We start from the raw sequence: 19,221 nt of genomic DNA on the forward strand, positions 1-19,221 counted from the left end.
CATAAAATAACTGGTATGACTACACGAACAACAGCTGTTGCAGGCACCGTCACCGAAAAGCCACAATCCTCCTTCAAATGGTGGCAGATCGCTGTTGTATCGTTGTTACTGGCTACCGTACTCATTGCCCTCTATTACTACGAAGTACCAGACGCCGTACAGGGAGATGTACGCCGGTTCTTTCATTCTCTTTTTACAACAGAGCTGCTGTTTTATATTGTGGTGGGGTTATGCGCACAACTGGTAGATGGCGCGTTGGGTATGGCTTACGGCGCTACCTCCTCTTCTTTATTGCTGGGACTGGGCGTATCTCCTTCAGTAAGCAGCGCCAGTGTACACGTGGCAGAAGTATTTACCACCGGCGCATCGGGATTCGCACATTTTAAACTGGGCAACGTTAATAAGAAACTGTTTTTGTGCCTGCTGATCCCCGGAATGATCGGAGCCATCTCCGGCGCATACCTGCTGTCAGACAAAATAGACGGAGATGTAATAAAACCCTTTATCAGTGCATACCTGCTGGTACTCGGCATTATTGTGATCCGGAAAGGCATCCAGAAAAATAAAAGAAAAACCAAAACAAAAAGACTCGGACCACTGGCTTTTGCAGGCGGGTTTATGGACGCCATTGGCGGTGGAGGCTGGGGCCCCATTGTTACTTCCACCTTGCTGAGTAAAGGCCGTACCGTACATTATACCATTGGTTCTGTAAATGCAGCAGAGTTCTTTATTTCACTTTCCAGCGCCACCACCTTCCTGATCTTCACGGGTATATCCAGCTGGCAGGTAATTGTGGGACTGGTAATCGGCGGGGTGATCGCTTCTCCGTTTGCAGCCATCCTGGTGCGGAGAATAAAGCGCAAACCATTGATGATTATGGTAGGCGTCCTCATTATAATACTGAGCCTGCGTACAATTATCGCTACCCTACTTCACCTCGTTTAGCAATACGCCTTCTTTTTCAAAACTACGTATATTGCTCAACGTTACCTCTGCTATCTGCGTAAGCGCTTCTTTTGTAAAAAAGCCCTGGTGGGCGGTTACCAGCACATTCGGGAAAGTGGTTAATCTTGATAATACATCGTCCTGGATAATACTTCCGGAGAAGTTCTGAAAAAACAGGTGTTCTTCCTGCTCATACACATCTATTCCAAGCGCGCCTATATGGCTGTTTTTAAGCGCTGCTACTACTGAAGCAGTATCTATTAATCCGCCACGACTGGTATTGATCAGCACTACGCCCATTTTCATGGATGCAATAGAGTTTGCATTAATCATATGCCGTGTACTCTCCATCAGCGGGCAATGCAGCGATATCACATCCGACTGCGCAAAAATAGTATCCAGCGATACATACTTTACACCTAACTCTACCAGCTCTTCGTTTTCATAAATATCATGTGCATACACCTTACAGCCGAAGCCCAGCATGATCCTGCAAAACACTGCGCCTATGTTACCCGTACCCACTACGCCGATCGTTTTACCAAAGAGATCAAAACCTTCCAGTCCGCTCAATGTAAAGTTTCCATCACGTACACGATTATACGATTTATATATTTTCCTGTTCAGTGCCAGGAGTAAGGCCACCGCATGTTCTGCCACCGCATGGGGCGAATAGGCAGGCACCCGCACCACCTTAATCCCTGCTGCTGCGGCGGCTTTCAGATCTACATTATTGAATCCGGCGCAACGTAATGCAATAAGACGTACCCCTTTTTGCTGAAGTTCGTTGATGACGGTCGCATTCACTTTATCATTCACAAATACACAGATCACCGCTTCATCTTTTATCAGGGCAGCATTATCTTCATTTAACTGCGCCTCGAGGAAACGGAAACGGTGCGCTCCCTGCTGGTTGCCCTGGTTGAAGTAATGAATATCGTATGGCTGCGCGCTGAAAAAGAGTATATCCATGATCGTTGGGCTTGTTTGCATTGAAGGTAACAAAAAAGAGCCCCGTTATTAGCGGGACTCTCTTCTTCCATAAATATGATCTGTTATTACTTGATTTCTCCTACCATGTGTGCAGGCACTACCCACTCATCAAATTCAGCCGGGGTTACATAACCCAGTTTCACGGCCATTTCCTTGAGGGTAGTTCCTTCCTTGTGGGCTTTCTGCGCAATTTCAGCTGCTTTGTAGTAGCCAATTTTGGTATTCAGTGCAGTTACCAGCATCAGGGAATTTTCCACATGTTTTTTGATATTGGCTTCAATGGGTTCGATGCCTTCCGCGCATTTATCGTTGAAGCTTACGCAGCCATCGCCGATCAGTCGTGCAGAGTGCAGGAAGTTGAAGATCATTACCGGCTTAAATACGTTCAGTTCAAAGTGACCGTTGGAACCGCCGATACTGATGGTAACATCGTTACCCATTACCTGGGCCGCAATCATGGTGAGGGCTTCACACTGGGTTGGATTCACTTTACCCGGCATGATAGACGATCCCGGTTCATTGTCGGGAATATGAATTTCGCCGATACCTGCGCGTGGGCCGGAGCTGAGCATGCGTATGTCGTTGGCTATCTTCATTAAACTTACAGCAACTGTTTTCAGCGCGCCATGTGCTTCCACAATGGCATCGTGTGCAGCCAGGGCTTCAAATTTATTTTCTGCAGTAATAAAAGGCAACCCGGTTAACAGGGCGATATTCTTTGCCACGTTCTCAGAATAACCTTTAGGCGTATTGATGCCGGTACCTACCGCAGTACCACCCAATGCCAGCTCGCTCAGGTGAGCCAGTGAATTGTTGATCGCTTTCAGGCCATGATTCAGCTGGGCTACATAGCCGCTGATTTCCTGTCCCAGTGTAAGCGGCGTAGCATCCATGAAGTGGGTACGGCCAATTTTTACTACGTTTTTAAACGCTTCTGCCTTTTTCGCCAGCGTATCGCGGAGCTTTGTAATACCGGGAATGGTTACTTCTTTCAGCATTTTGTAAGCAGCGATGTGCATAGCAGTAGGGAAGGTATCGTTGGAGGACTGCGATTTGTTCACATCATCATTCGGGTGAACAAATTTGTCCTTATCAGTAAGCTGACCGCCATGAATTACGTGAGCGCGGTAAGCCACCACTTCGTTTACGTTCATGTTAGACTGGGTACCGGAGCCTGTTTGCCATACTACCAGCGGAAACTGGTCGTCCAGTTTACCTTCCAGGATTTCATCGCAAACCTGACCGATCAGATCACTTTTTTCCTTAGGCAGTACACCTGCTTCGAGGTTGGTGATAGCTGCCGCTTTCTTCAGGTAAGCGAATGCCTTGATAATTTCCTTCGGCATTTTGTTGATATCCTGTGCGATCTTGAAATTTTCAATGGAGCGCTGTGTTTGAGCGCCATAATAGGCATTTACAGGCACTTTAACCTCGCCCATTGTGTCTTTCTCTATTCTGAATTCCATGACTTAAACTTTTAAGGCTACAAAAGTACGGCTTTACGGGTTGGGCAGCAAGCTATTCCCCTGTAAAATTCGCCTGTCTTTTCTGAATAAAGGCGGCGGCGCCTTCCTGCAGATCCTTTGTAGCGAAGCAGGCCCCGAATTCTTTCAACTCCATCTCAAAGCCATCCTGGTCCTTATCCAGTGCGGCATTAGCGCATTTAATTACACGGGCTACTGCCAATGGCGCTTTTGTTTGTATTTTTTGTAAGATGGAGGTGGCTTTGGGCAGCAATTCTTCGGGCTTTAAAACATGGTTTACCAGTCCCCATGCCTGTGCCTCAGTGGCATTGATCATATCCCCGGTGAGCATCAGTTCCAGGGCTTTCCCTTTTCCTATCAGCTGCGTAAGGCGCTGGGTGCCGCCATAGCCGGGAATGAGCCCGAGGTTTACTTCCGGCTGGCCAAATTTTGCATTTTCGCTGGCAATCCGGAAGTGGCAGGCCATCGCCAGTTCGCAGCCCCCGCCCAGTGCAAAGCCGTTTACCGCGGCTATGATGGGCTTAGGGCTGTTTTCTATACGCTGGAAAATCACATGGCCTTTCTTGGCCAGCTCTTCTCCCTGTTTATCTGATAAAGTAAGAAACTCGCTGATATCTGCACCTGCCACAAAAGCTTTATCACCTGCGCCGGTAATAATGGCGCCCTTGATTTGCCGGTCGCTGTATATTTCATCCACAGCCAGCGCCAGATCAGCCAGCACCTGCTGGTTGAGGGCATTCAGCTTTTCCGGGCGGTTGATGGTGATGGTGAGGATATTGTTTTCCAATTGTGTGCTTAACGTCTGATACATGTGCCGTATTTTAGTTTATCAATATTAAGCAATATTCAATAACCTAACGAATCAGCCCGATAGCCGCCTCCAATTGCTTATCCCGACCGGTTTCCAGGGAGGCCGCATCATATTTCACTTCTACATCCGGCGGAAATCCGACCCCTTCATAAATCTTCCCATCGCGGTATTTCAGCATCAGCGACGAAGTATACACCAGGTTGATATAATCAGTGGAGAACTGCCCGCCATTGTAATATATGTTGCTGGTCAGCGGGCCATTGGCGCCCCAGGTACGTTCCCCTACAAAATGTCCGTTGGGCAGCGATTTCACGGCCATAGTGGTCATTTCCGCCATACTTACGGACCAGGCATCCGCCAGCATCACAATAGGCGCCGTAATATTCCGTGCACCTGCCTGTGGCGTTACAAAAGCCGGCGCCCACGGCGAATAATCCAGCCGGCCATTGCCCTGCTTGGAGCGGGTATAACCAAAATCCAGCTGCTTGTCGATCATTCTTCCCAATAAAAAATTAAGGTCTGCCAGATCTCCGCCGCCATTACCACGTACATCGATGATCACTCCTTTAATGTTGGCAGTATTTTTCAGCTTATCAAAGAAATACTGCTCTACTGTTTTCACACCATTGGCGGTATCTGTGTTATACAGTGTTTTCAGGTTAAATCCGCTGAAAAAGAAATACAGGATGTCCTGGTTGATAGTACCGGAAACCGCTACATACTGTGCGGTTGTACCCACATTGGTAAAGCCTCTCACAGCGCCGGCATCAAGATACCCACGTGGCACATCGTTGTAAAAGTGGAAGATGCTGATAGGATCATGATAATCCGGGCTGGCCACTTTACGCTGGTATGCCGGATTAATACTGAAAGAATCCGCTAACCAGGCATCTTTAAATGTAAGATCGTAGTGGGAATCCACCAGGCCGGCGGTCATCTCCTTAAAATAAGTATATCCTTTTCTGACATCTGTTGAATCATTGAGATTTAATTTTGCAAACAGCGGTTTATACTGTTTGTACACCCGGTCCCAATCGGTGGTATCTATATCCCAGAACACGTAGTTGTTATTCATTCCGTTCCAGTAAGAGTCAAATACTTCGCTGAAATTTCCGGAGATGGTGTTGGCAGGATCGTTTATTTCGGGTAAGTCTTTGCGGCAGGAAGCGGATACGCATACTGCGATCAGGGCAATAATATATACATTAAGATGTTTCATCTCAGTAAGATTAACTGTTAACAAATTTATTCTGCGGAAGAACCGTGGAAGATGTTTCGGATGTTAAACATGCATCCGGCCTGGAGCACGTAAGTATCGTTGTAGCGGGGGATCTGGTTGATCATGTAATTTTTCTGCTGATCCGATAACCCGTAATAATAGCGGGCTTCTACAAAGAAACGGTATTTCTGCTGCAGCCGGTATTCTATACCGGCGCCTGCCAGCAGCCCGAGCTCAATACGACGATCGCGGCGGCTGTCGAAGGTATACTTCTCATCATATTTGTAAGCCTGGTTAAACTGTAAATAATCGTACACCTGTTCATTGTCCGGGATCTCCGGGCCATCGTCAAAAACGTTGGCCATTGCGCCTTTAATGCGGCCGCTCATCCAATAGGCGGCATAACCACCGGCATTAAAAAAACCTCTCAGTTTACTGCCTCCGAAAGAGAAATGCGCCATCAATGGCAGCTGGATATAACTGTTGGTATTTTTTTGATAAATACCTTCAAAGAAATGATCCCTGCTTTGCTCATAATTTTTCTGAATGTAAGAAGGATCGGCTTCAATAGCGAACCAATCGTTGAAATGGTATTGAATAGGAATCCCTACTACAAACCCACCCAGGTCCTCATACTTTGTAAAGGCCCTGTACCCCGTGCTGGTATGCAGATAGTTCCGGTTGTAGCCTCCTGAAATCCCGACTTCAAATTGCGCATAGGCGCCATACGCGCACAGGAATAGCGCGACGAATAAGCATAGTTTCCGTTTCATATGGTTCTTATTTTGGTGATAACTGCTGTCGACAAAAAAAACCGGAACTAATTTTACAATTAGTTCCGGTTTGCCAAAAATAGCGGATATATTTCTTAATAATTTACTTCAAACTCCGCTTTGCCGTTTTTCATCTTCATATAGTGTCTTTTTCTCTTTACTTTAAAGTAATCGATACCGCTGAAATTATATCCGAGGGTAACGAACATCATATTTGCCTCTAGGTTCTTATAAGGATAAACGGAGTTACCGGCTTTATCTTTTGTTTTAAAGTCCTGGTTAAAGAAATTCTGCGGGTAGTATTGCACTTTCAGTCCGAAGCCGGGGTTAATGCGGAACCCGGCAAACAGGGAGGGCATCAGCAGCGGCGTACGGTCGCTGAACCATTCATTGAATTTATGGACCTTATCGCCATCTACAAATTGTTTCTCTTTATAATTAACAGCCATATCTATTTCTCCACCGGCAAAAAAGAAGAAGCTGCCGGAAGTAACATCGCCGATCTTTATCCCTACCGGAATACCGATGGTATATACGCGCTGCTTCAGTTTCAGGGAGTCGGCAGGTTTTGAGATCAAACCAATATTCTTGATGTTGATGCCTGTAAACACACCAAAGTTTTTGGAGAAGTCTTTATTAAAGTTAGAGCCCACATTAAAAAAGAGGGTAAACCGCGGGATATTGCGCATATGCTCCCCGTTTTCTTTCATAGAAGCAAAGGACAGCAGGGGACCGTCGCCACCGTGGGTTACGTATATCCCTTCCCGGTGTTTGGGATATTTTCCGAAAATGATGGAAAAAACGGTTTTTGCGCCGGTGGTATCGGCGGGGGCAGCAGCATTGGCTGAATCTTTTTTATCCTGGGCAAATGCACTACAACACAACGTCAACAGTAGCAGGAACAACGGGCATAACTTACATTTCATAATACGGGTGTTATGGTTTTTTAGATATTTGGTGGACTATTTCCACTAAAGACGACCCGGTTCAGAAAATGTTACGGCAATAGGGAAATATTTTTAAAAATTCCTGTGACTGGCCACCCAGCCGGTGATATACTCGGAAATATCTTTGGTATTGGTGCCGGGAGGGAACAGTTTTCCTACCCCCATTTCCTGCAGCGTTTCCATATCGGCATCGGGGATAATACCGCCACCGGTAAGCAGTACGTCGTTCATACCCTTTTCTTTCATCTGGGCAATGATCTTGGGGAATACGGTCATATGGGCGCCGGAGAGGATACTGATGCCAATAGCGTCCACATCTTCCTGCAGGGCAGCATTCACCACCATTTCCGGGGTTTGGCGTAAGCCGGTATATATTACCTCCATTCCGGCATCCCGCAGTGCTGCCGCAATTACTTTTGCGCCCCTGTCGTGGCCATCCAGGCCCACTTTAGCTACCAATACACGAACAGGACGATTTAACGGGTTGACCATACCATTATCATATTAAGGAAGTAAATGTACGAAAAAGCAGAAAGCTTAAGCTCTCGGCTTTTTTGTACATTTGCCGTCCAAGATAAAATCATTATGAGCGAAGAAAGATCCCTCAACTTTATAGAACAAATTGTTGAAGAAGACATAGCGAACGGCGTTAATGACGGAAGGGTACTGACCCGTTTTCCGCCGGAACCCAATGGCTACCTGCATATAGGTCATGCCAAATCCATTGTGCTGAACTTTGGACTGGCCCAGAAATACAATGGAAAAACCAATCTCCGCTTCGATGATACCAACCCGGTAACAGAGGATACTGAATACGTGGATTCTATCAAAGAGGATATCCGCTGGCTGGGATTTGAGTGGGAGAAGGAATTGTATGCCTCCGACTATTTTGAACAACTCTACGCATTTGCCGTAAAAATGATAGAAAAAGGACTGGCCTATGTAGAAGATGCCAGCGCCGATGAAATTGCCGCTGCCAAAGGTACCCCCACCGTACCCGGCACCCCCACGCCGGCCAGAAGCCGCTCTGTAGCGGAAAACCTGGACCTGTTTGAGCGGATGCGCAAAGGCGAATTCAAAGACGGGGAAAAAACACTCCGCGCCAAAGCAGACCTGGCTTCGCCTAACATGCACATGCGCGACCCACTCATGTATCGCATTAAACATGCCCATCACCACCGTACCGGCGACAAATGGTGCATCTACCCGATGTATGATTTTGCGCACGGACAAAGCGATAGCATCGAACATATTACCCATTCCATTTGTACACTGGAGTTCATTCCGCATCGCCCGCTGTACGACTGGTTCATCAAAGAACTGGACATATTCCCCAGCCGCCAGTACGAGTTTGCCCGTTTAAACCTCACTTATACGGTGATGAGTAAACGAAAACTGAAACAACTGGTGGAAGAAGGTCATGTAAACGGATGGGACGATCCCCGCATGCCTACCATCAGTGGCCTGCGCCGCCGCGGTTACACGCCCGCCAGCATCCGCCAGCTCTGCGAACGTGTAGGCGTACAGAAACGTGATAACATGATTGAACTCGGCCTGCTGGAATTCTGTATCCGCGAAGAGCTGAACAGAACCGCCAACCGCGTAATGGCAGTACTGGACCCGGTAAAACTGGTGATCACCAACTACCCCGAAGGACAGGTAGAAGAAATGGCCGCCGACAATAACCCGGAAGATGAAAACGCAGGCTCCCGTACCCTGCCTTTCAGCAATACCCTGTACATTGAGCGGGAAGACTTCATGGAGGCGCCTCCTAAAAAGTTCTTCCGCCTCGGTCCCGGCCTGATGGTACGTTTGAAAAATGCCTATATCATCAAAGGCGAAAGCTTTGAGAAAGATGCCGACGGCAATATCACTACCATTTACGCCACCTACCTGCCCGAAAGCAAAAGTGGCGGCGACCAGAGCGGCTTAACCGTTAAAGGCACCATTCACTGGGTAAGCGCAGCACATGCTGCCACCGCCGAAGTACGGATTTACGACCGCCTCTTTACCGTGGAAAATCCACAGGCAGAAGAAGCCGACTTCAAAACGCTCATCAACCCGGATTCGCTGCACATCATCAAACAGGCGTATGTAGAACCAGGTTTGCTGAAGGCTACTCCCGGTGAACGTTTCCAGTTCCTGCGCAAAGGTTACTTTGTAGTGGATAAAGACAGTACTTCTGAAAAAGTGGTGTTCAACAGGACTGTAACGCTGAAAGACGCATGGGCTAAGGAAAGCGCCAAAGGAAAATAAATATTTTTTTTAAAAAATAGTGAAGGCCGGGCAGTTACTGTCCGGCCTTTTTATGTGTATTATTATATGTATTTTTATTTATAGTAAATCACTTTATATGGCTAAAACCAATATAGATTTAGATGATAAGCTGATCAAAGAAGCGATGAAGCTTAACAAGGGTAAAACCAAAGAGGAAGTGGTAAACGAGGCGCTGAGGGAATATATCTTAGGCGTTAAGAACCGGGAACTCCTTGATATGAAAGGTAAAATTTATTGGGATGATAACTTAAATGAAAAGTATAAGTAGTTATGAATAACCCACTCATTTTTGACACATCCGTTTGGATTGACTATGCAAAAAGAAAAGAAACTCCGCAAACCCTTCTTTTAAGCTATTATCTGAAAAATAAGTTTGAAACACCGCTTGTTCCTGTTGTTGCGCAGGAATTTTTACAAGGAATCAGAGATGATGCACAACACAAAAAAATGAAGGATATTCTATCCTGGCACACCAAGTTGGAAATAGCCCATATGGCTGTCGCTATGGGCGCCTCTGCATTATTCCGCTCACTCCGCAAAAAAGGTGTTACCATTCGCAAAAGCAACGATTGCGTAATCGCTTTTTATGCTTTGAGCTTTGATCTGGAAGTGGTGCACAACGACAGCGACTTTGAGCTGATCAGCACATATTCAGGATTAAAAACGTGGAGAAATAATTAAGGCTAAGCGACTCTTCATCGCTTAGCCTTAATCTATTTGAAACTAATAACAATTCTACTTAAACGCCTCCAGTCCCTTTGCAATCCTGTTACGGGTTTCCGCTACACCGAGCGTAGCCACAATATCAAATACAGGAGGGCCGAATTTACCACCGGTCAGCATAATACGGAACGGCAGTTGCACATCTCCCATTTTAAGATTCTTTTCAGCAGCCAACGCTTTGAACGCGGCTTCCAGATCGGCTGCGGGAGCGGCAGACAATGACTCCAGCTGTTCAGACCATGCATGGAAAAATGCTTCTTTATCGGCATTCCATTTTGGTTTCACTGCAGCTTCATCATAGCTGTCAGGGCTTTGGAAGAAGAAAAATCCATGATCCCATATTTCATTTACAAAATAGCAGCGTTCTTTTACTAACCCTGCTACGGTAGCTACATAAGCCGGATCGGCAGTAACGCCCTTTTCGTCCAGCACGGGCTGGAACAAGGCTGCCAGGCTTTCATTGTCTTTGTGATGAATATACTGATGGTTAAACCATTTGGCTTTTTCAAAATCGAATTTAGCGCCGGCCTTATGTACACGTTCCAGGGAGAACTTCCGGATCAGTTCATCCAGGGAGAAAATTTCCTGTTCGGTACCATCGTTCCAGCCCAGCATAGCCAGCATATTAATAAATGCTTCCGGCAGGAAACCACGTTCACGGAAACCTTTCGTTACTTCTTTGCTCACAGGGTCTGTCCAGTTCATGGCGTATACGGGGAAGCCTAAACGATCGCCGTCGCGTTTGCTCAGTTTACCATTGCCATCCGGTTTCAGGATCAGTGGAAGATGCGCCCATTGCGGCATATCCGCTTCCCAACCCAGGAATTTCCACAACAGGAGATGTACCGGCGCCGATGGCAGCCACTCTTCTCCACGGAAAGCATGGGTAATTTTCATGAGATAGTCGTCCACTACCACAGCAAGGTGATAGGTAGGCATACCATCTGCTTTCAGCAAAACTTTATCATCTACCTGCGAGGTATGAAAGGTTACTTCTCCACGAACCAGGTCGGTAAAAGTAATTTCTTCATTGGCAGGCATATTTATGCGGATCACATGCGGCGTATTCTTCACCAGCAGTTCCTGTACTTCTGCATCGGAAAGTGTAAGGGAATTACGCATTTTTGCCCGTACAATATGGTTGTACTGGGGAGAAGGATTCTCCGGCGTTTTCAGGCGCTCACGCATACTTTCCAGTTCTTCCGGGGTATCGAAAGCGTAGTAAGCATGACCGGCTTTTACCAGCTGTTCTGCATATTGACGGTATAAATGCTTACGCTCACTCTGACGGTAAGGCGCAAACGGTCCGCCTGCTTCCGGACTTTCATCAGGAGTAAGGCCGCACCAACGCAAGCATTCATTGATATACTCTTCCGCTCCGGGAACGTAACGGGTTTGGTCTGTATCTTCTATACGCAGCACAAAATCGCCTTTATGCTGCTTCGCAAATAAATAGTTGAACAATACAGTGCGTACACCTCCAAGATGTAGGCCACCAGTAGGACTGGGCGCAAAACGCACTCTTACTTTTTTGTGATCCATAGGCCGCAAAGATAAGGATTTAGCTTTTAGGTGGGAGTTATTGTACCCGGAGATATTGGGAGATTAAAATTTTTTAATACGAAGTCCTGCTAACAGACATTAAGTATATTGCGGTACTAAAGCTCATCGCTAAAAAGCCAAAGGCTATATGTTCTATCTTACTAAAACTCCCGGCATCCTGAAAGCCTTATATAAAAGCTGTGTCTGGAATCTGTCTCCGGCAGGTAATAAGGTATATCTTACTTTTGATGATGGCCCGCATCCGCAGGCAACGCCCTTTGTGCTGGAGCAACTGGCAAAGTTCAACGCCAAAGCTACTTTTTTCTGTATCGGGAAAAACGTGGTGGAGTATCCCGCTATCTATCAGCAGATCCTGGAAGCAGGGCATACCACCGGCAATCATACCCATAACCATCTGAACGGGTGGAAAACCAACACCGAAAAATATCTTGAAAACGTGCTGGAAGCGGCAAAATATATTGCCTCCCCGTTGTTCAGACCACCCTATGGCAGGATTACTCCCTTCCAGATCCGTCAGATCAGGAATAAAATTCCGGGCGCTAAAATTATTATGTGGGATATCCTCAGTGGTGATTTCGATACGCAGATCAACGGAGAAGCCTGTGTGCAGAACGTAGTATTCAAATTGCAGCCGGGATCTATTGTAGTATTTCACGACAGCACCAAAGCCTGGGACCGGCTGGAATATGCGCTGCCGCGGGTGCTGGAGTATTGCAGGAAGCAAAAATTTGAAGTAGCAGCAATCTTATAATTATAATAACTGTTGCTGATAAATGAGTTTATCAGCAACAGTTGAGCAGGTTTTTATAACTTGATCTCTTTGGTTTTATCTCCCACTGTAATCGTAACAGGATCGGTACATTTACCATTCCCATAATCAATTACCCCGGTTACTTTATCAAATTCAACCTTCAGTTTCCCTTTAACGAAATGCTGGCAATCAAATATTTTTACCAGTGCTTCCTGTGTTGTAAAAGTGGCTGTAACACCGGTTACAGGACCTTTCTCATAAGAAATGCTGGCATTTCCTTCTACAGTAAACACGTCATCAGACGGATTTAACAAGGGTGTTACCGGGTCAAATCCTGCCGTTTGCTTAATGGTTTTCTTACTGGCGTAGTTGATCACAACGGTATCGCTCAGCGTTACTTTCCCACCGGTTAATTCAGTGGTATACTGGATACCGGTTGTTTTGCTGTAGCTAACGCCACTGATGGTAAACAGTCCTTCTATGGATTTGCCGTTGATTTTATAACCATCGGGCTCCACCCGGATGATAGAAGCGGGGCTAAATAACGGACCGCTGAAAGTAACATTCAGCACACCGCTACGGCTCACACCATAATTGTCGAGGCACGACCCACCAAAATCGATCTTTACTTTTTTAGGCCATTGGTCAGGATTGGTGGCATCCAGTAGCTCAGCTACCGGGCAGGAGGGCGAGGTGGTAACAGCCAGTGCATTGTTTATATTATCCGCCTTGCGGGCAGTAAACAACCCTTGTGTAATGGCTACTTCTGCCACGGTTTCAAAAAGTCCGCTGTACATGGCGCTGGCTGCCGCTTCGTGTTGCGCTGCAGCAATAGTATTATTATCTGATTGGTTATTCGGCGCCGTATCTGTGGTTACTTCTTTCTTACAGGCAAAGAAAATGGTGACTACCGCCACGCTGGTGAAGGTCCACGCCAGCACACGATTTGTACTGAAATAGCTTTTCATAGTTTAGGTTTTATTAGCAATTAGGTTTTTCGGTCTTTACCTTTGTGGTAATAAAGATACTGCTTAAATATTAAAGAAATTACAAATTTAATAAAATAATTATTATGCTTTGGATAGATACCCACACGCACCTTTATTCTGAAGAATTTGAGGCAGACCGGGAAGAGATGGTAGCGCGTGCCATAGCAGCGGGGGTAGATAAACTGTTTTTGCCGAATATAGATGAGAGTTCTATCGAAGGGATGCTGGCGCTGGAAGCGAAGCACCCGGATCATATTTATGCGATGATGGGGATACATCCCTGTTATGTAAAAGAGGAGGTAGATGAGCAGCTGGACCTGGTAAAGGCCTGGTTACAGCAGCGTTCTTTCAAGGCCATCGGGGAAATAGGACTGGATTTTTACTGGGATAAATCCCTGCTTATCCAGCAATACAAGGCTTTCCAGGAGCAGCTGATGCTGGCGCGGGAGTATGGGCTGCCGGTATCCATCCACAGCCGGGAAGCTACACGGGAATGTATCAACGAAGTAAAAGCTCTACAGGATGGCCGTTTAAGCGGGGTTTTCCACTGCTTTTCGGGCACCCTGGAGGAAGCAAAGGAAATCATTGACCTGGGCTTTTACCTGGGCATAGGCGGGGTAGTTACCTTCAAGAAATCCGGTTTGGATAAATTACTGGAGGAAATAGACCTGGCGCACATCGTAATGGAAACAGACGCTCCCTATCTGGCGCCGGTTCCTTATCGCGGTAAACGCAACGAAAGTGCGTACCTCCCGCTGGCAGGTGAAAAGGTGGCAGATATAAAAAATCTAAAAATTGCAGACGTTGCAGATATAACAAGCAGCAATGCCCGGAAATTATTCAAAATGCTCTAACTGTTTAGTGAATACCTTTGCAGGCAATGGCTAATAGCACAATGAGTAAAATTCTGATTATTTACACGGGCGGTACTGTAGGTATGATCTACGATGATAAAACCAAAGCACTGCGCCCGATCGGCTTCAATGAAATAAGGAATAATTTACCGGAACTATACCGGATGGGCATCGATTTTTATGTGTACGCATTTAATCCGCCTATAGATTCATCAGACATGCAGCCGGAGATATGGGTGGAACTGGCCAGTATTATTGAAGACCGGTACGACCGGTACGATGGCTTTGTAATCCTGCACGGCTCGGATACAATGGCCTTCACGGCATCTGCCCTGAGCTTTATGCTGGAAAACCTGTCGAAGCCTGTTATCTTAACCGGTTCCCAGCTTCCCATCGGCAAAATACGCACAGATGCCAAAGAGAATATTATTACGGCAATGGAAATAGCCTGCAGCCGGCATAATGGCACTACTATCTCTATGGTGCCGGAAGTATGTATTTACTTTGATTTCTCCCTGTTCAGAGGCAACCGTTCCAAAAAATATAACGCGGAAAAGTTTGAGGCATTCTATACCATGAACTATCCTCAGCTCGCGGAAGCCGGCATCGATATTAAATTCAAGCACCAGTTTATTTTACCGCCACCTACACTACCACTGAAGGTGCATAAGGAACTGGAAACAAATATTACCGTACTGAAATTATTCCCGGGAATTACCAGGAGAGCGGTAGAAGCTACGCTGGGCGTATCCGGTTTGAAAGGTGTGATCATGGAAACCTTTGGTAGTGGTAACACCAATACACAGCCCTGGTTTATTGAAAGCATTAAGAAGGTGATCGATCACGGCGCCATCGTAGTAGATATCACCCAATGTGACGGGGGTTCTGTGGAGCTGGGCAAATATGAAACCAGTCAGCACTTAATGGAAATTGGTGTAGTGAGCGGGCATGATATGACCTTTGAAGCAGCGGTCACCAAATTGATGTTTGTATTGGGTCAGGGCTTGTCTGTGGCCGATGCAAAGGTAATGCTGGAAACGTCGCTGCGGGGTGAATTAACGCCAATCGAAGTATACTAAATATCTTTTTCCGGAAGCTTATACAGGCGGGAGATACAATCAGTTGTACTTCCGCTTTTTTTTATCTTGAATATTTAAGGTAAATTTAAATATCACCAAATTCTCTTTCCCCATTTTCTATTCACCACAAAATTCATTATTCTATGGGAGTTTCCTTATCACAGAAATGCATTGCTGAATTCTTTGGCACTTTTGTCCTGGTATTTATGGGTTGCGGCAGCGCCGTGTTAGCCGGCACGCACGTAGGGTTTCTGGGTATCGCTTTTGCATTTGGATTATCAGTTGTGACGATGGCTTACGCAGTAGGTCACATTTCCGGCTGTCATTTAAATCCGGCTATTACTATTTCCCTGTGGTCTACAGGCAAAATATCCGGTAAAGATGCAGGCGGGTATATTGTAGCACAGATCATCGGAGGTATTGTAGCTGCTGCACTCCTGTATTTCATCGCTCAGGGAAAAGCGGATTACAGTCTTGCTGCCAACGGCCTCGGCGCCAATGGTGTGGAAGATGGCTCACCAGACCATTATTCACTAATTAGTGGATTGATTGCTGAAATCGTCCTTACCGCCATTTTCCTCGTGGTAGTTCACGGCAGCACCAGTAAAAATAATGGCAACAGTGCATTTGCCGGATTGGCGATTGGTCTCTGCCTGACCATGATCCATATTGTAGGCATCCCGGTTACAGGCGTATCCGTAAACCCTGCAAGAAGTATCGGACCGGCTCTGTTTGTTGGCGGCGGCGCCATTTCCCATTTGTGGGTGTTTATTGTAGGCCCCATTGTAGGCGGGCTTCTGGGCGGAGGAATATGGAAGCTGTACGATAAGAATTAAACTTTTTTTTGAAATATAAACTAAAGGATTATCTTTGCAACCCTGAATTGGAAAATCAACCCTTCCGTTTGTTCAGGAAAAGATAATCACGGAGAAGTGCAGGAGTGGTTGAACTGGCACGCCTGGAAAGTGTGTATAGGTGAAAGCCTATCAAGGGTTCGAATCCCTTCTTCTCCGCAAGCTTTAAAGCTCTGGTAACGCAAGTTATCAGGGCTTTTTTGTTTTATGTCCTACGGTAAATAAATACCTGCTTTCAGGGATAATCCCGTTTTAGATTACTACTACTTTTGTATAATACTTTATTGCCCTTTAATTATGACAGATAAAGAATTTTTAAAGTCTATATACAATATTTCCATTCTATTGAGAGAATCAATTAACGAAGCTTAAATTAAAAGCCCTCTTTTCAAAAGACAGATATATGAAGTACCTGCTCATTTTACTGTTGCTTATGGTAACGCAGCGCATATTTGCCCAAAGCATTTGTGCTGTTGATGATTTTTCAAGGGGTTACGATGATAAAATTTTTATTGGCGATACTTCCCAGCCAACTGGAGATACCTTGCTGCTAGCCAATGATGGCGATTCGCTGGTAATGAGTAAAGAAGATTGGGATAACATTACCAAATACTATCCCGAACTCCTACACCAGGATTTTCCGGAAAGTCCTGGTCTGTTATATGCGGCTCATAGCAGACAGTCGATTTATTTTGACAGTGAAGCGGGTAAGGATTGGTATTACCAGGTGTATGGCTTCTTTTTAAAGCGGCAAAATGGCGCCGCTAAATATGCCGTTACAAGAAAAAAACTAGATAACCTGTTTCGATTCCTTAATACGCTTTATGGGCGGTTGCATTGCCCCTTTGGTACTTACTATGGCCATAGGGAAGAACGGATATCGGGCTATGTAGAATATAGCGTATACCTATACACTTTGTATGAAAGCAATAGTACAATACAGGGTAATATTGCAGCGCAGAAAAAACTTTATATCGCCATGTTGCGGCAAGTGATTGCTGATGAGATGGAGGTAGACAACGATGCTGTAGATTGTGCCATGGGCCGTAAAAAGGAACTGCTGGCTTTGGTAACTCAAATTGACCGGCTAATTACGGATAAATTTTACCTGAGGCAGGCACAGTCTTTTCAGTATGCTACTTATAATTATTGATTTTACCAATCCATCGTAACAACAGGACATCTTATCTAAACTTCACGCCATCATCCGCGACAAAATAACCCTGTCCACATAAAACGTTCCGAAAGGAATAATACACGCCAGTAAAACCTTCCAGGTAGTAGTGCTGAATTTCCACTTATAAGCAATTCCCACACTCAGTGTGTTCAATATAAAGAACAGAAACAATATCCCATGTACCGGTCCTATTGCCTTCACCAGGGAAGGATCATGATATACATACTTCAGCGGTACTGCGATACCTGTTAGTATCAGCAGGGAAATTCCTTCTAAAAAGGCGATCAGCCGCAATCTTCCGATTTTTGTATTAAAGAACTTCAGCATAGTTAAAATGATCTTATATATGGCCCGTTCGCCAGTGGAGAGAACGGCCACGGTATTGCAATGAAAATAATAATAAGCGCGAGGGAAAACCAGATGGTCATAGTACGGAACTTTACCGTAGCAGTATCCTGCCGTTTGGCCACGGATGAACCGATGGTTATAAACACAATGGCAATCGTCATCAATACAATATGTATCAATCCGAAAAACAGGAAATCAAACTGCCGGATGGCTTCATGGAAATGAGATCTGAAATAAGCCACCACCGGGCTTTTAAAGTATAGCACATAACCAATTGCCAACTGGATATGTGCGATAGTGGCGGTGCTATGTCTTACCAAATCATCCCGCCGTGTAAATATATTCTTGTGGCGCCATCCGCGTATACCACGGTAAACAGCGTATAAGAGACTTATCACCACCGCCCAGCGGAATAGTGAATGTGCGAATAACAAAAAGAAATACATGCCCGCAAAGCTCTGATTAAAAGCATTGGGCTGTTAGGACGAATAAGGGGAGTTTTAGGATAATTCAATCTTCCTGCGGAAGTCGGTAGGCGTAATGCCTTCATACTTTTTGAAGAGCCGGGTGAAGTACGACTGATCCTCAAAACCCACTTCCTGCGCCACTTCGCTGATGGTGAGATCACTTTGGCTCAGCAGTACTTTTGCTTCCAGCACGATGGCCTCATCGATCCACCGCGCAGGTGATTTAGCGGTAACGGCTTTCACCGATTTGTTTAAATGATTCGGTGAAATATTCAGCAGGGCAGCATAGTCCGTTACCAGGTGCCGCGTCCGGATATTGGTAAATACCAGTTCCTTAAAACGGTTGGTGATATTGATGGCGGCGGTTTGATGATTATCCGTCAGTGGTTTGTAAAGCTGCTTCACCTCAAACAGCAATGTAGTCAGGTATGGCTGGATAATTTCAGGATTACGCAGCCCGTTCCGGCTGTAATCAAACAACAGGCGTTTGAAAAGATGCACCACAAATCCGGCGGTTTGCTTATCGAGACTCACCATCGGATTACCCCATACCCTTAAAAATTCAAATGCTTTCAGTGGCTCTTGTGTATTGTATTTCCCGGTGAGGATATCGGTATGAAAATTACACAGATAGCCCTTGTTCACTTCGCCGCTTTTAAAGGAAAAAACCTGACCCGCCGGCACAAACAACATTTCATTTTTGTGGATCGTATATAATTCACTGCCAATTTTCATACTGGCTTCTCCACTGGTAATAAACAAACAACTATGGTTGGTTGACCGGGAAGCGGGTACAGACTGCGTTACCAGCCGGTACATATCTTCCACTTTCACAATAAAAAACTTATCAAAATCAGGTCTTAATATGCTGTCAAGCTCCTTCCTGGGTTGCATAAACCTGGCAGTAAATGAATCCGGACCATATACCTTTATTCCTTTTTTCACCGGCATGATCAATTTTCTTTTA

21 protein-coding genes and 1 tRNA gene are annotated in these 19,221 nt (G+C 45.7%); 10 read left to right on the forward strand and 12 right to left on the reverse strand.

What is annotated here, in order from left to right; translation table 11 throughout:
• Positions 1-15 precede the first annotated feature (15 nt).
• Positions 16-945: a sulfite exporter TauE/SafE family protein gene (locus tag B5Z18_RS12895; protein ID WP_079469741.1), complete on the forward strand. Its 930-nt coding sequence runs from the start codon at positions 16-18 to the stop codon at positions 943-945.
• Here B5Z18_RS12895 and B5Z18_RS12900 read toward each other — a convergent pair.
• The 7 genes from B5Z18_RS12900 to B5Z18_RS12930 form a co-directional block, all read right to left on the reverse strand.
• Positions 928-1,917 carry a 2-hydroxyacid dehydrogenase gene (locus B5Z18_RS12900; RefSeq protein ID WP_079469742.1) on the reverse strand — a complete coding sequence of 330 codons (990 nt, stop codon included), beginning with the start codon at positions 1,915-1,917 and terminating at the stop codon, positions 928-930. The two genes, B5Z18_RS12895 and B5Z18_RS12900, sit on opposite strands and share 18 nt — an antisense overlap.
• An 86-nt stretch (positions 1,918-2,003) precedes the next feature.
• On the reverse strand, positions 2,004-3,404 hold the full coding sequence (fumC, locus tag B5Z18_RS12905) for a class II fumarate hydratase (protein ID WP_079469743.1): 1,401 nt from the start codon (positions 3,402-3,404) through the stop codon (positions 2,004-2,006).
• 52 nt (positions 3,405-3,456) lie between these two features.
• On the reverse strand, positions 3,457-4,233 hold the full coding sequence (locus B5Z18_RS12910) for an enoyl-CoA hydratase/isomerase family protein (RefSeq protein WP_079469744.1): 777 nt from the start codon (positions 4,231-4,233) through the stop codon (positions 3,457-3,459).
• A gap of 43 nt (positions 4,234-4,276) precedes the next feature.
• Positions 4,277-5,452, reverse strand: a complete 1,176-nt coding sequence (locus B5Z18_RS12915) for a S41 family peptidase (RefSeq protein WP_079469745.1) — start codon at positions 5,450-5,452, stop codon at positions 4,277-4,279.
• Between the two features lie 26 nt (positions 5,453-5,478).
• Positions 5,479-6,225 carry a porin family protein gene (locus B5Z18_RS12920; RefSeq protein WP_079469746.1) on the reverse strand — a complete coding sequence of 249 codons (747 nt, stop codon included), beginning with the start codon at positions 6,223-6,225 and terminating at the stop codon, positions 5,479-5,481.
• A 95-nt stretch (positions 6,226-6,320) separates the two neighbouring features.
• Complete coding sequence (locus tag B5Z18_RS12925) at positions 6,321-7,151, reverse strand: hypothetical protein (protein WP_079469747.1); 831 nt, start codon at positions 7,149-7,151, stop codon at positions 6,321-6,323.
• 93 nt (positions 7,152-7,244) lie between these two features.
• Positions 7,245-7,664, reverse strand: a complete 420-nt coding sequence (locus B5Z18_RS12930) for a cobalamin B12-binding domain-containing protein (protein WP_079469748.1) — start codon at positions 7,662-7,664, stop codon at positions 7,245-7,247.
• Between the two features lie 93 nt (positions 7,665-7,757).
• Between B5Z18_RS12930 and B5Z18_RS12935 the strand changes: the two genes are divergently transcribed.
• The 3 genes from B5Z18_RS12935 (at position 7,758) to vapC (ending at position 10,130) form a co-directional block, all read left to right on the forward strand.
• Positions 7,758-9,428: a glutamine--tRNA ligase/YqeY domain fusion protein gene (locus B5Z18_RS12935; RefSeq protein WP_079469749.1), complete on the forward strand. Its 1,671-nt coding sequence runs from the start codon at positions 7,758-7,760 to the stop codon at positions 9,426-9,428.
• A 97-nt stretch (positions 9,429-9,525) separates the two neighbouring features.
• Entirely contained in the window at positions 9,526-9,717 is a 192-nt protein-coding gene (locus B5Z18_RS12940) for a type II toxin-antitoxin system VapB family antitoxin (protein ID WP_079470074.1), read from the forward strand.
• Positions 9,718-9,719: 2 nt separating this feature from the next.
• Positions 9,720-10,130 carry a type II toxin-antitoxin system VapC family toxin gene (gene vapC / locus B5Z18_RS12945; protein ID WP_079469750.1) on the forward strand — a complete coding sequence of 137 codons (411 nt, stop codon included), beginning with the start codon at positions 9,720-9,722 and terminating at the stop codon, positions 10,128-10,130.
• Positions 10,131-10,184: 54 nt separating this feature from the next.
• Here vapC and gltX read toward each other — a convergent pair whose 3' ends face one another.
• Complete coding sequence (gltX, locus tag B5Z18_RS12950; protein ID WP_079469751.1) at positions 10,185-11,714, reverse strand: glutamate--tRNA ligase; 1,530 nt, start codon at positions 11,712-11,714, stop codon at positions 10,185-10,187.
• Positions 11,715-11,862: 148 nt separating this feature from the next.
• On the opposite strand from gltX, the gene B5Z18_RS12955 reads away from it, so the two are divergent.
• Positions 11,863-12,486 carry a polysaccharide deacetylase family protein gene (locus tag B5Z18_RS12955; RefSeq protein ID WP_079469752.1) on the forward strand — a complete coding sequence of 208 codons (624 nt, stop codon included), beginning with the start codon at positions 11,863-11,865 and terminating at the stop codon, positions 12,484-12,486.
• A 53-nt stretch (positions 12,487-12,539) separates the two neighbouring features.
• Here B5Z18_RS12955 and B5Z18_RS12960 read toward each other — a convergent pair whose 3' ends face one another.
• The gene (locus B5Z18_RS12960) at positions 12,540-13,454 is read right to left on the reverse strand and encodes a hypothetical protein (RefSeq protein ID WP_079469753.1); all 915 of its coding nucleotides are present in this window, start codon (positions 13,452-13,454) and stop codon (positions 12,540-12,542) included.
• A 104-nt stretch (positions 13,455-13,558) separates the two neighbouring features.
• Between B5Z18_RS12960 and B5Z18_RS12965 the strand changes: the two genes are divergently transcribed.
• The 5 genes from B5Z18_RS12965 (at position 13,559) to B5Z18_RS12985 (ending at position 17,415) form a co-directional block, all read left to right on the forward strand.
• Complete coding sequence (locus tag B5Z18_RS12965; RefSeq protein ID WP_079469754.1) at positions 13,559-14,329, forward strand: TatD family hydrolase; 771 nt, start codon at positions 13,559-13,561, stop codon at positions 14,327-14,329.
• Between the two features lie 41 nt (positions 14,330-14,370).
• Positions 14,371-15,408, forward strand: a complete 1,038-nt coding sequence (locus tag B5Z18_RS12970; RefSeq protein ID WP_079470075.1) for an asparaginase — start codon at positions 14,371-14,373, stop codon at positions 15,406-15,408.
• 143 nt (positions 15,409-15,551) lie between these two features.
• On the forward strand, positions 15,552-16,244 hold the full coding sequence (gene aqpZ / locus B5Z18_RS12975; RefSeq protein ID WP_079469755.1) for an aquaporin Z: 693 nt from the start codon (positions 15,552-15,554) through the stop codon (positions 16,242-16,244).
• 90 nt (positions 16,245-16,334) lie between these two features.
• A tRNA-Ser gene (locus B5Z18_RS12980) sits at positions 16,335-16,421 on the forward strand.
• Positions 16,422-16,665: 244 nt separating this feature from the next.
• A complete protein-coding gene (locus tag B5Z18_RS12985; protein WP_079469756.1) occupies positions 16,666-17,415 on the forward strand; it encodes a hypothetical protein in 750 nt (249 codons plus the stop codon).
• A gap of 42 nt (positions 17,416-17,457) precedes the next feature.
• Here the strand turns inward: B5Z18_RS12985 and B5Z18_RS12990 are convergent, their stop codons facing one another.
• From B5Z18_RS12990 to B5Z18_RS13000, 3 genes are read right to left on the reverse strand one after another with little or no spacing between them, the layout of a single operon-like run.
• On the reverse strand, positions 17,458-17,766 hold the full coding sequence (locus B5Z18_RS12990; protein WP_079469757.1) for a DUF3817 domain-containing protein: 309 nt from the start codon (positions 17,764-17,766) through the stop codon (positions 17,458-17,460).
• 2 nt (positions 17,767-17,768) lie between these two features.
• The gene (locus B5Z18_RS12995) at positions 17,769-18,233 is read right to left on the reverse strand and encodes a hypothetical protein (protein WP_079469758.1); all 465 of its coding nucleotides are present in this window, start codon (positions 18,231-18,233) and stop codon (positions 17,769-17,771) included.
• 54 nt (positions 18,234-18,287) lie between these two features.
• A complete protein-coding gene (locus B5Z18_RS13000) occupies positions 18,288-19,205 on the reverse strand; it encodes an AraC family transcriptional regulator (protein WP_079469759.1) in 918 nt (305 codons plus the stop codon).
• Positions 19,206-19,221 lie beyond the last annotated feature (16 nt).

The sequence above is a fragment of the Chitinophaga ginsengisegetis genome (genome assembly GCF_900168065.1).
Classification (GTDB): domain Bacteria; phylum Bacteroidota; class Bacteroidia; order Chitinophagales; family Chitinophagaceae; genus Chitinophaga; species Chitinophaga ginsengisegetis.

Bases quoted from the DNA above. Each gene is read 5' to 3' on its own strand.
- vapC (WP_079469750.1), top strand. From the start codon at position 9,720: ATGAATAACCCACTCATTTTTGACACATCCGTTTGGATTGACTATGCA.
- B5Z18_RS12930 (WP_079469748.1), bottom strand. From the start codon at position 7,664: ATGGTCAACCCGTTAAATCGTCCTGTTCGTGTATTGGTAGCTAAAGTG.
- aqpZ (WP_079469755.1), top strand. From the start codon at position 15,552: ATGGGAGTTTCCTTATCACAGAAATGCATTGCTGAATTCTTTGGCACT.
- fumC (WP_079469743.1), bottom strand. From the start codon at position 3,404: ATGGAATTCAGAATAGAGAAAGACACAATGGGCGAGGTTAAAGTGCCT.
- B5Z18_RS12970 (WP_079470075.1), top strand. From the start codon at position 14,371: ATGAGTAAAATTCTGATTATTTACACGGGCGGTACTGTAGGTATGATC.
- B5Z18_RS12985 (WP_079469756.1), top strand. From the start codon at position 16,666: ATGAAGTACCTGCTCATTTTACTGTTGCTTATGGTAACGCAGCGCATA.
- B5Z18_RS12955 (WP_079469752.1), top strand. From the start codon at position 11,863: ATGTTCTATCTTACTAAAACTCCCGGCATCCTGAAAGCCTTATATAAA.
- B5Z18_RS12965 (WP_079469754.1), top strand. From the start codon at position 13,559: ATGCTTTGGATAGATACCCACACGCACCTTTATTCTGAAGAATTTGAG.
- B5Z18_RS13000 (WP_079469759.1), bottom strand. From the start codon at position 19,205: ATGCCGGTGAAAAAAGGAATAAAGGTATATGGTCCGGATTCATTTACT.
- B5Z18_RS12920 (WP_079469746.1), bottom strand. From the start codon at position 6,225: ATGAAACGGAAACTATGCTTATTCGTCGCGCTATTCCTGTGCGCGTAT.
- B5Z18_RS12900 (WP_079469742.1), bottom strand. From the start codon at position 1,917: ATGGATATACTCTTTTTCAGCGCGCAGCCATACGATATTCATTACTTC.
- B5Z18_RS12910 (WP_079469744.1), bottom strand. From the start codon at position 4,233: ATGTATCAGACGTTAAGCACACAATTGGAAAACAATATCCTCACCATC.
- B5Z18_RS12915 (WP_079469745.1), bottom strand. From the start codon at position 5,452: ATGAAACATCTTAATGTATATATTATTGCCCTGATCGCAGTATGCGTA.
- B5Z18_RS12935 (WP_079469749.1), top strand. From the start codon at position 7,758: ATGAGCGAAGAAAGATCCCTCAACTTTATAGAACAAATTGTTGAAGAA.
- B5Z18_RS12895 (WP_079469741.1), top strand. From the start codon at position 16: ATGACTACACGAACAACAGCTGTTGCAGGCACCGTCACCGAAAAGCCA.
- B5Z18_RS12960 (WP_079469753.1), bottom strand. From the start codon at position 13,454: ATGAAAAGCTATTTCAGTACAAATCGTGTGCTGGCGTGGACCTTCACC.
- B5Z18_RS12925 (WP_079469747.1), bottom strand. From the start codon at position 7,151: ATGAAATGTAAGTTATGCCCGTTGTTCCTGCTACTGTTGACGTTGTGT.
- gltX (WP_079469751.1), bottom strand. From the start codon at position 11,714: ATGGATCACAAAAAAGTAAGAGTGCGTTTTGCGCCCAGTCCTACTGGT.
- B5Z18_RS12940 (WP_079470074.1), top strand. From the start codon at position 9,526: ATGGCTAAAACCAATATAGATTTAGATGATAAGCTGATCAAAGAAGCG.
- B5Z18_RS12990 (WP_079469757.1), bottom strand. From the start codon at position 17,766: ATGCTGAAGTTCTTTAATACAAAAATCGGAAGATTGCGGCTGATCGCC.
- B5Z18_RS12995 (WP_079469758.1), bottom strand. From the start codon at position 18,233: ATGTATTTCTTTTTGTTATTCGCACATTCACTATTCCGCTGGGCGGTG.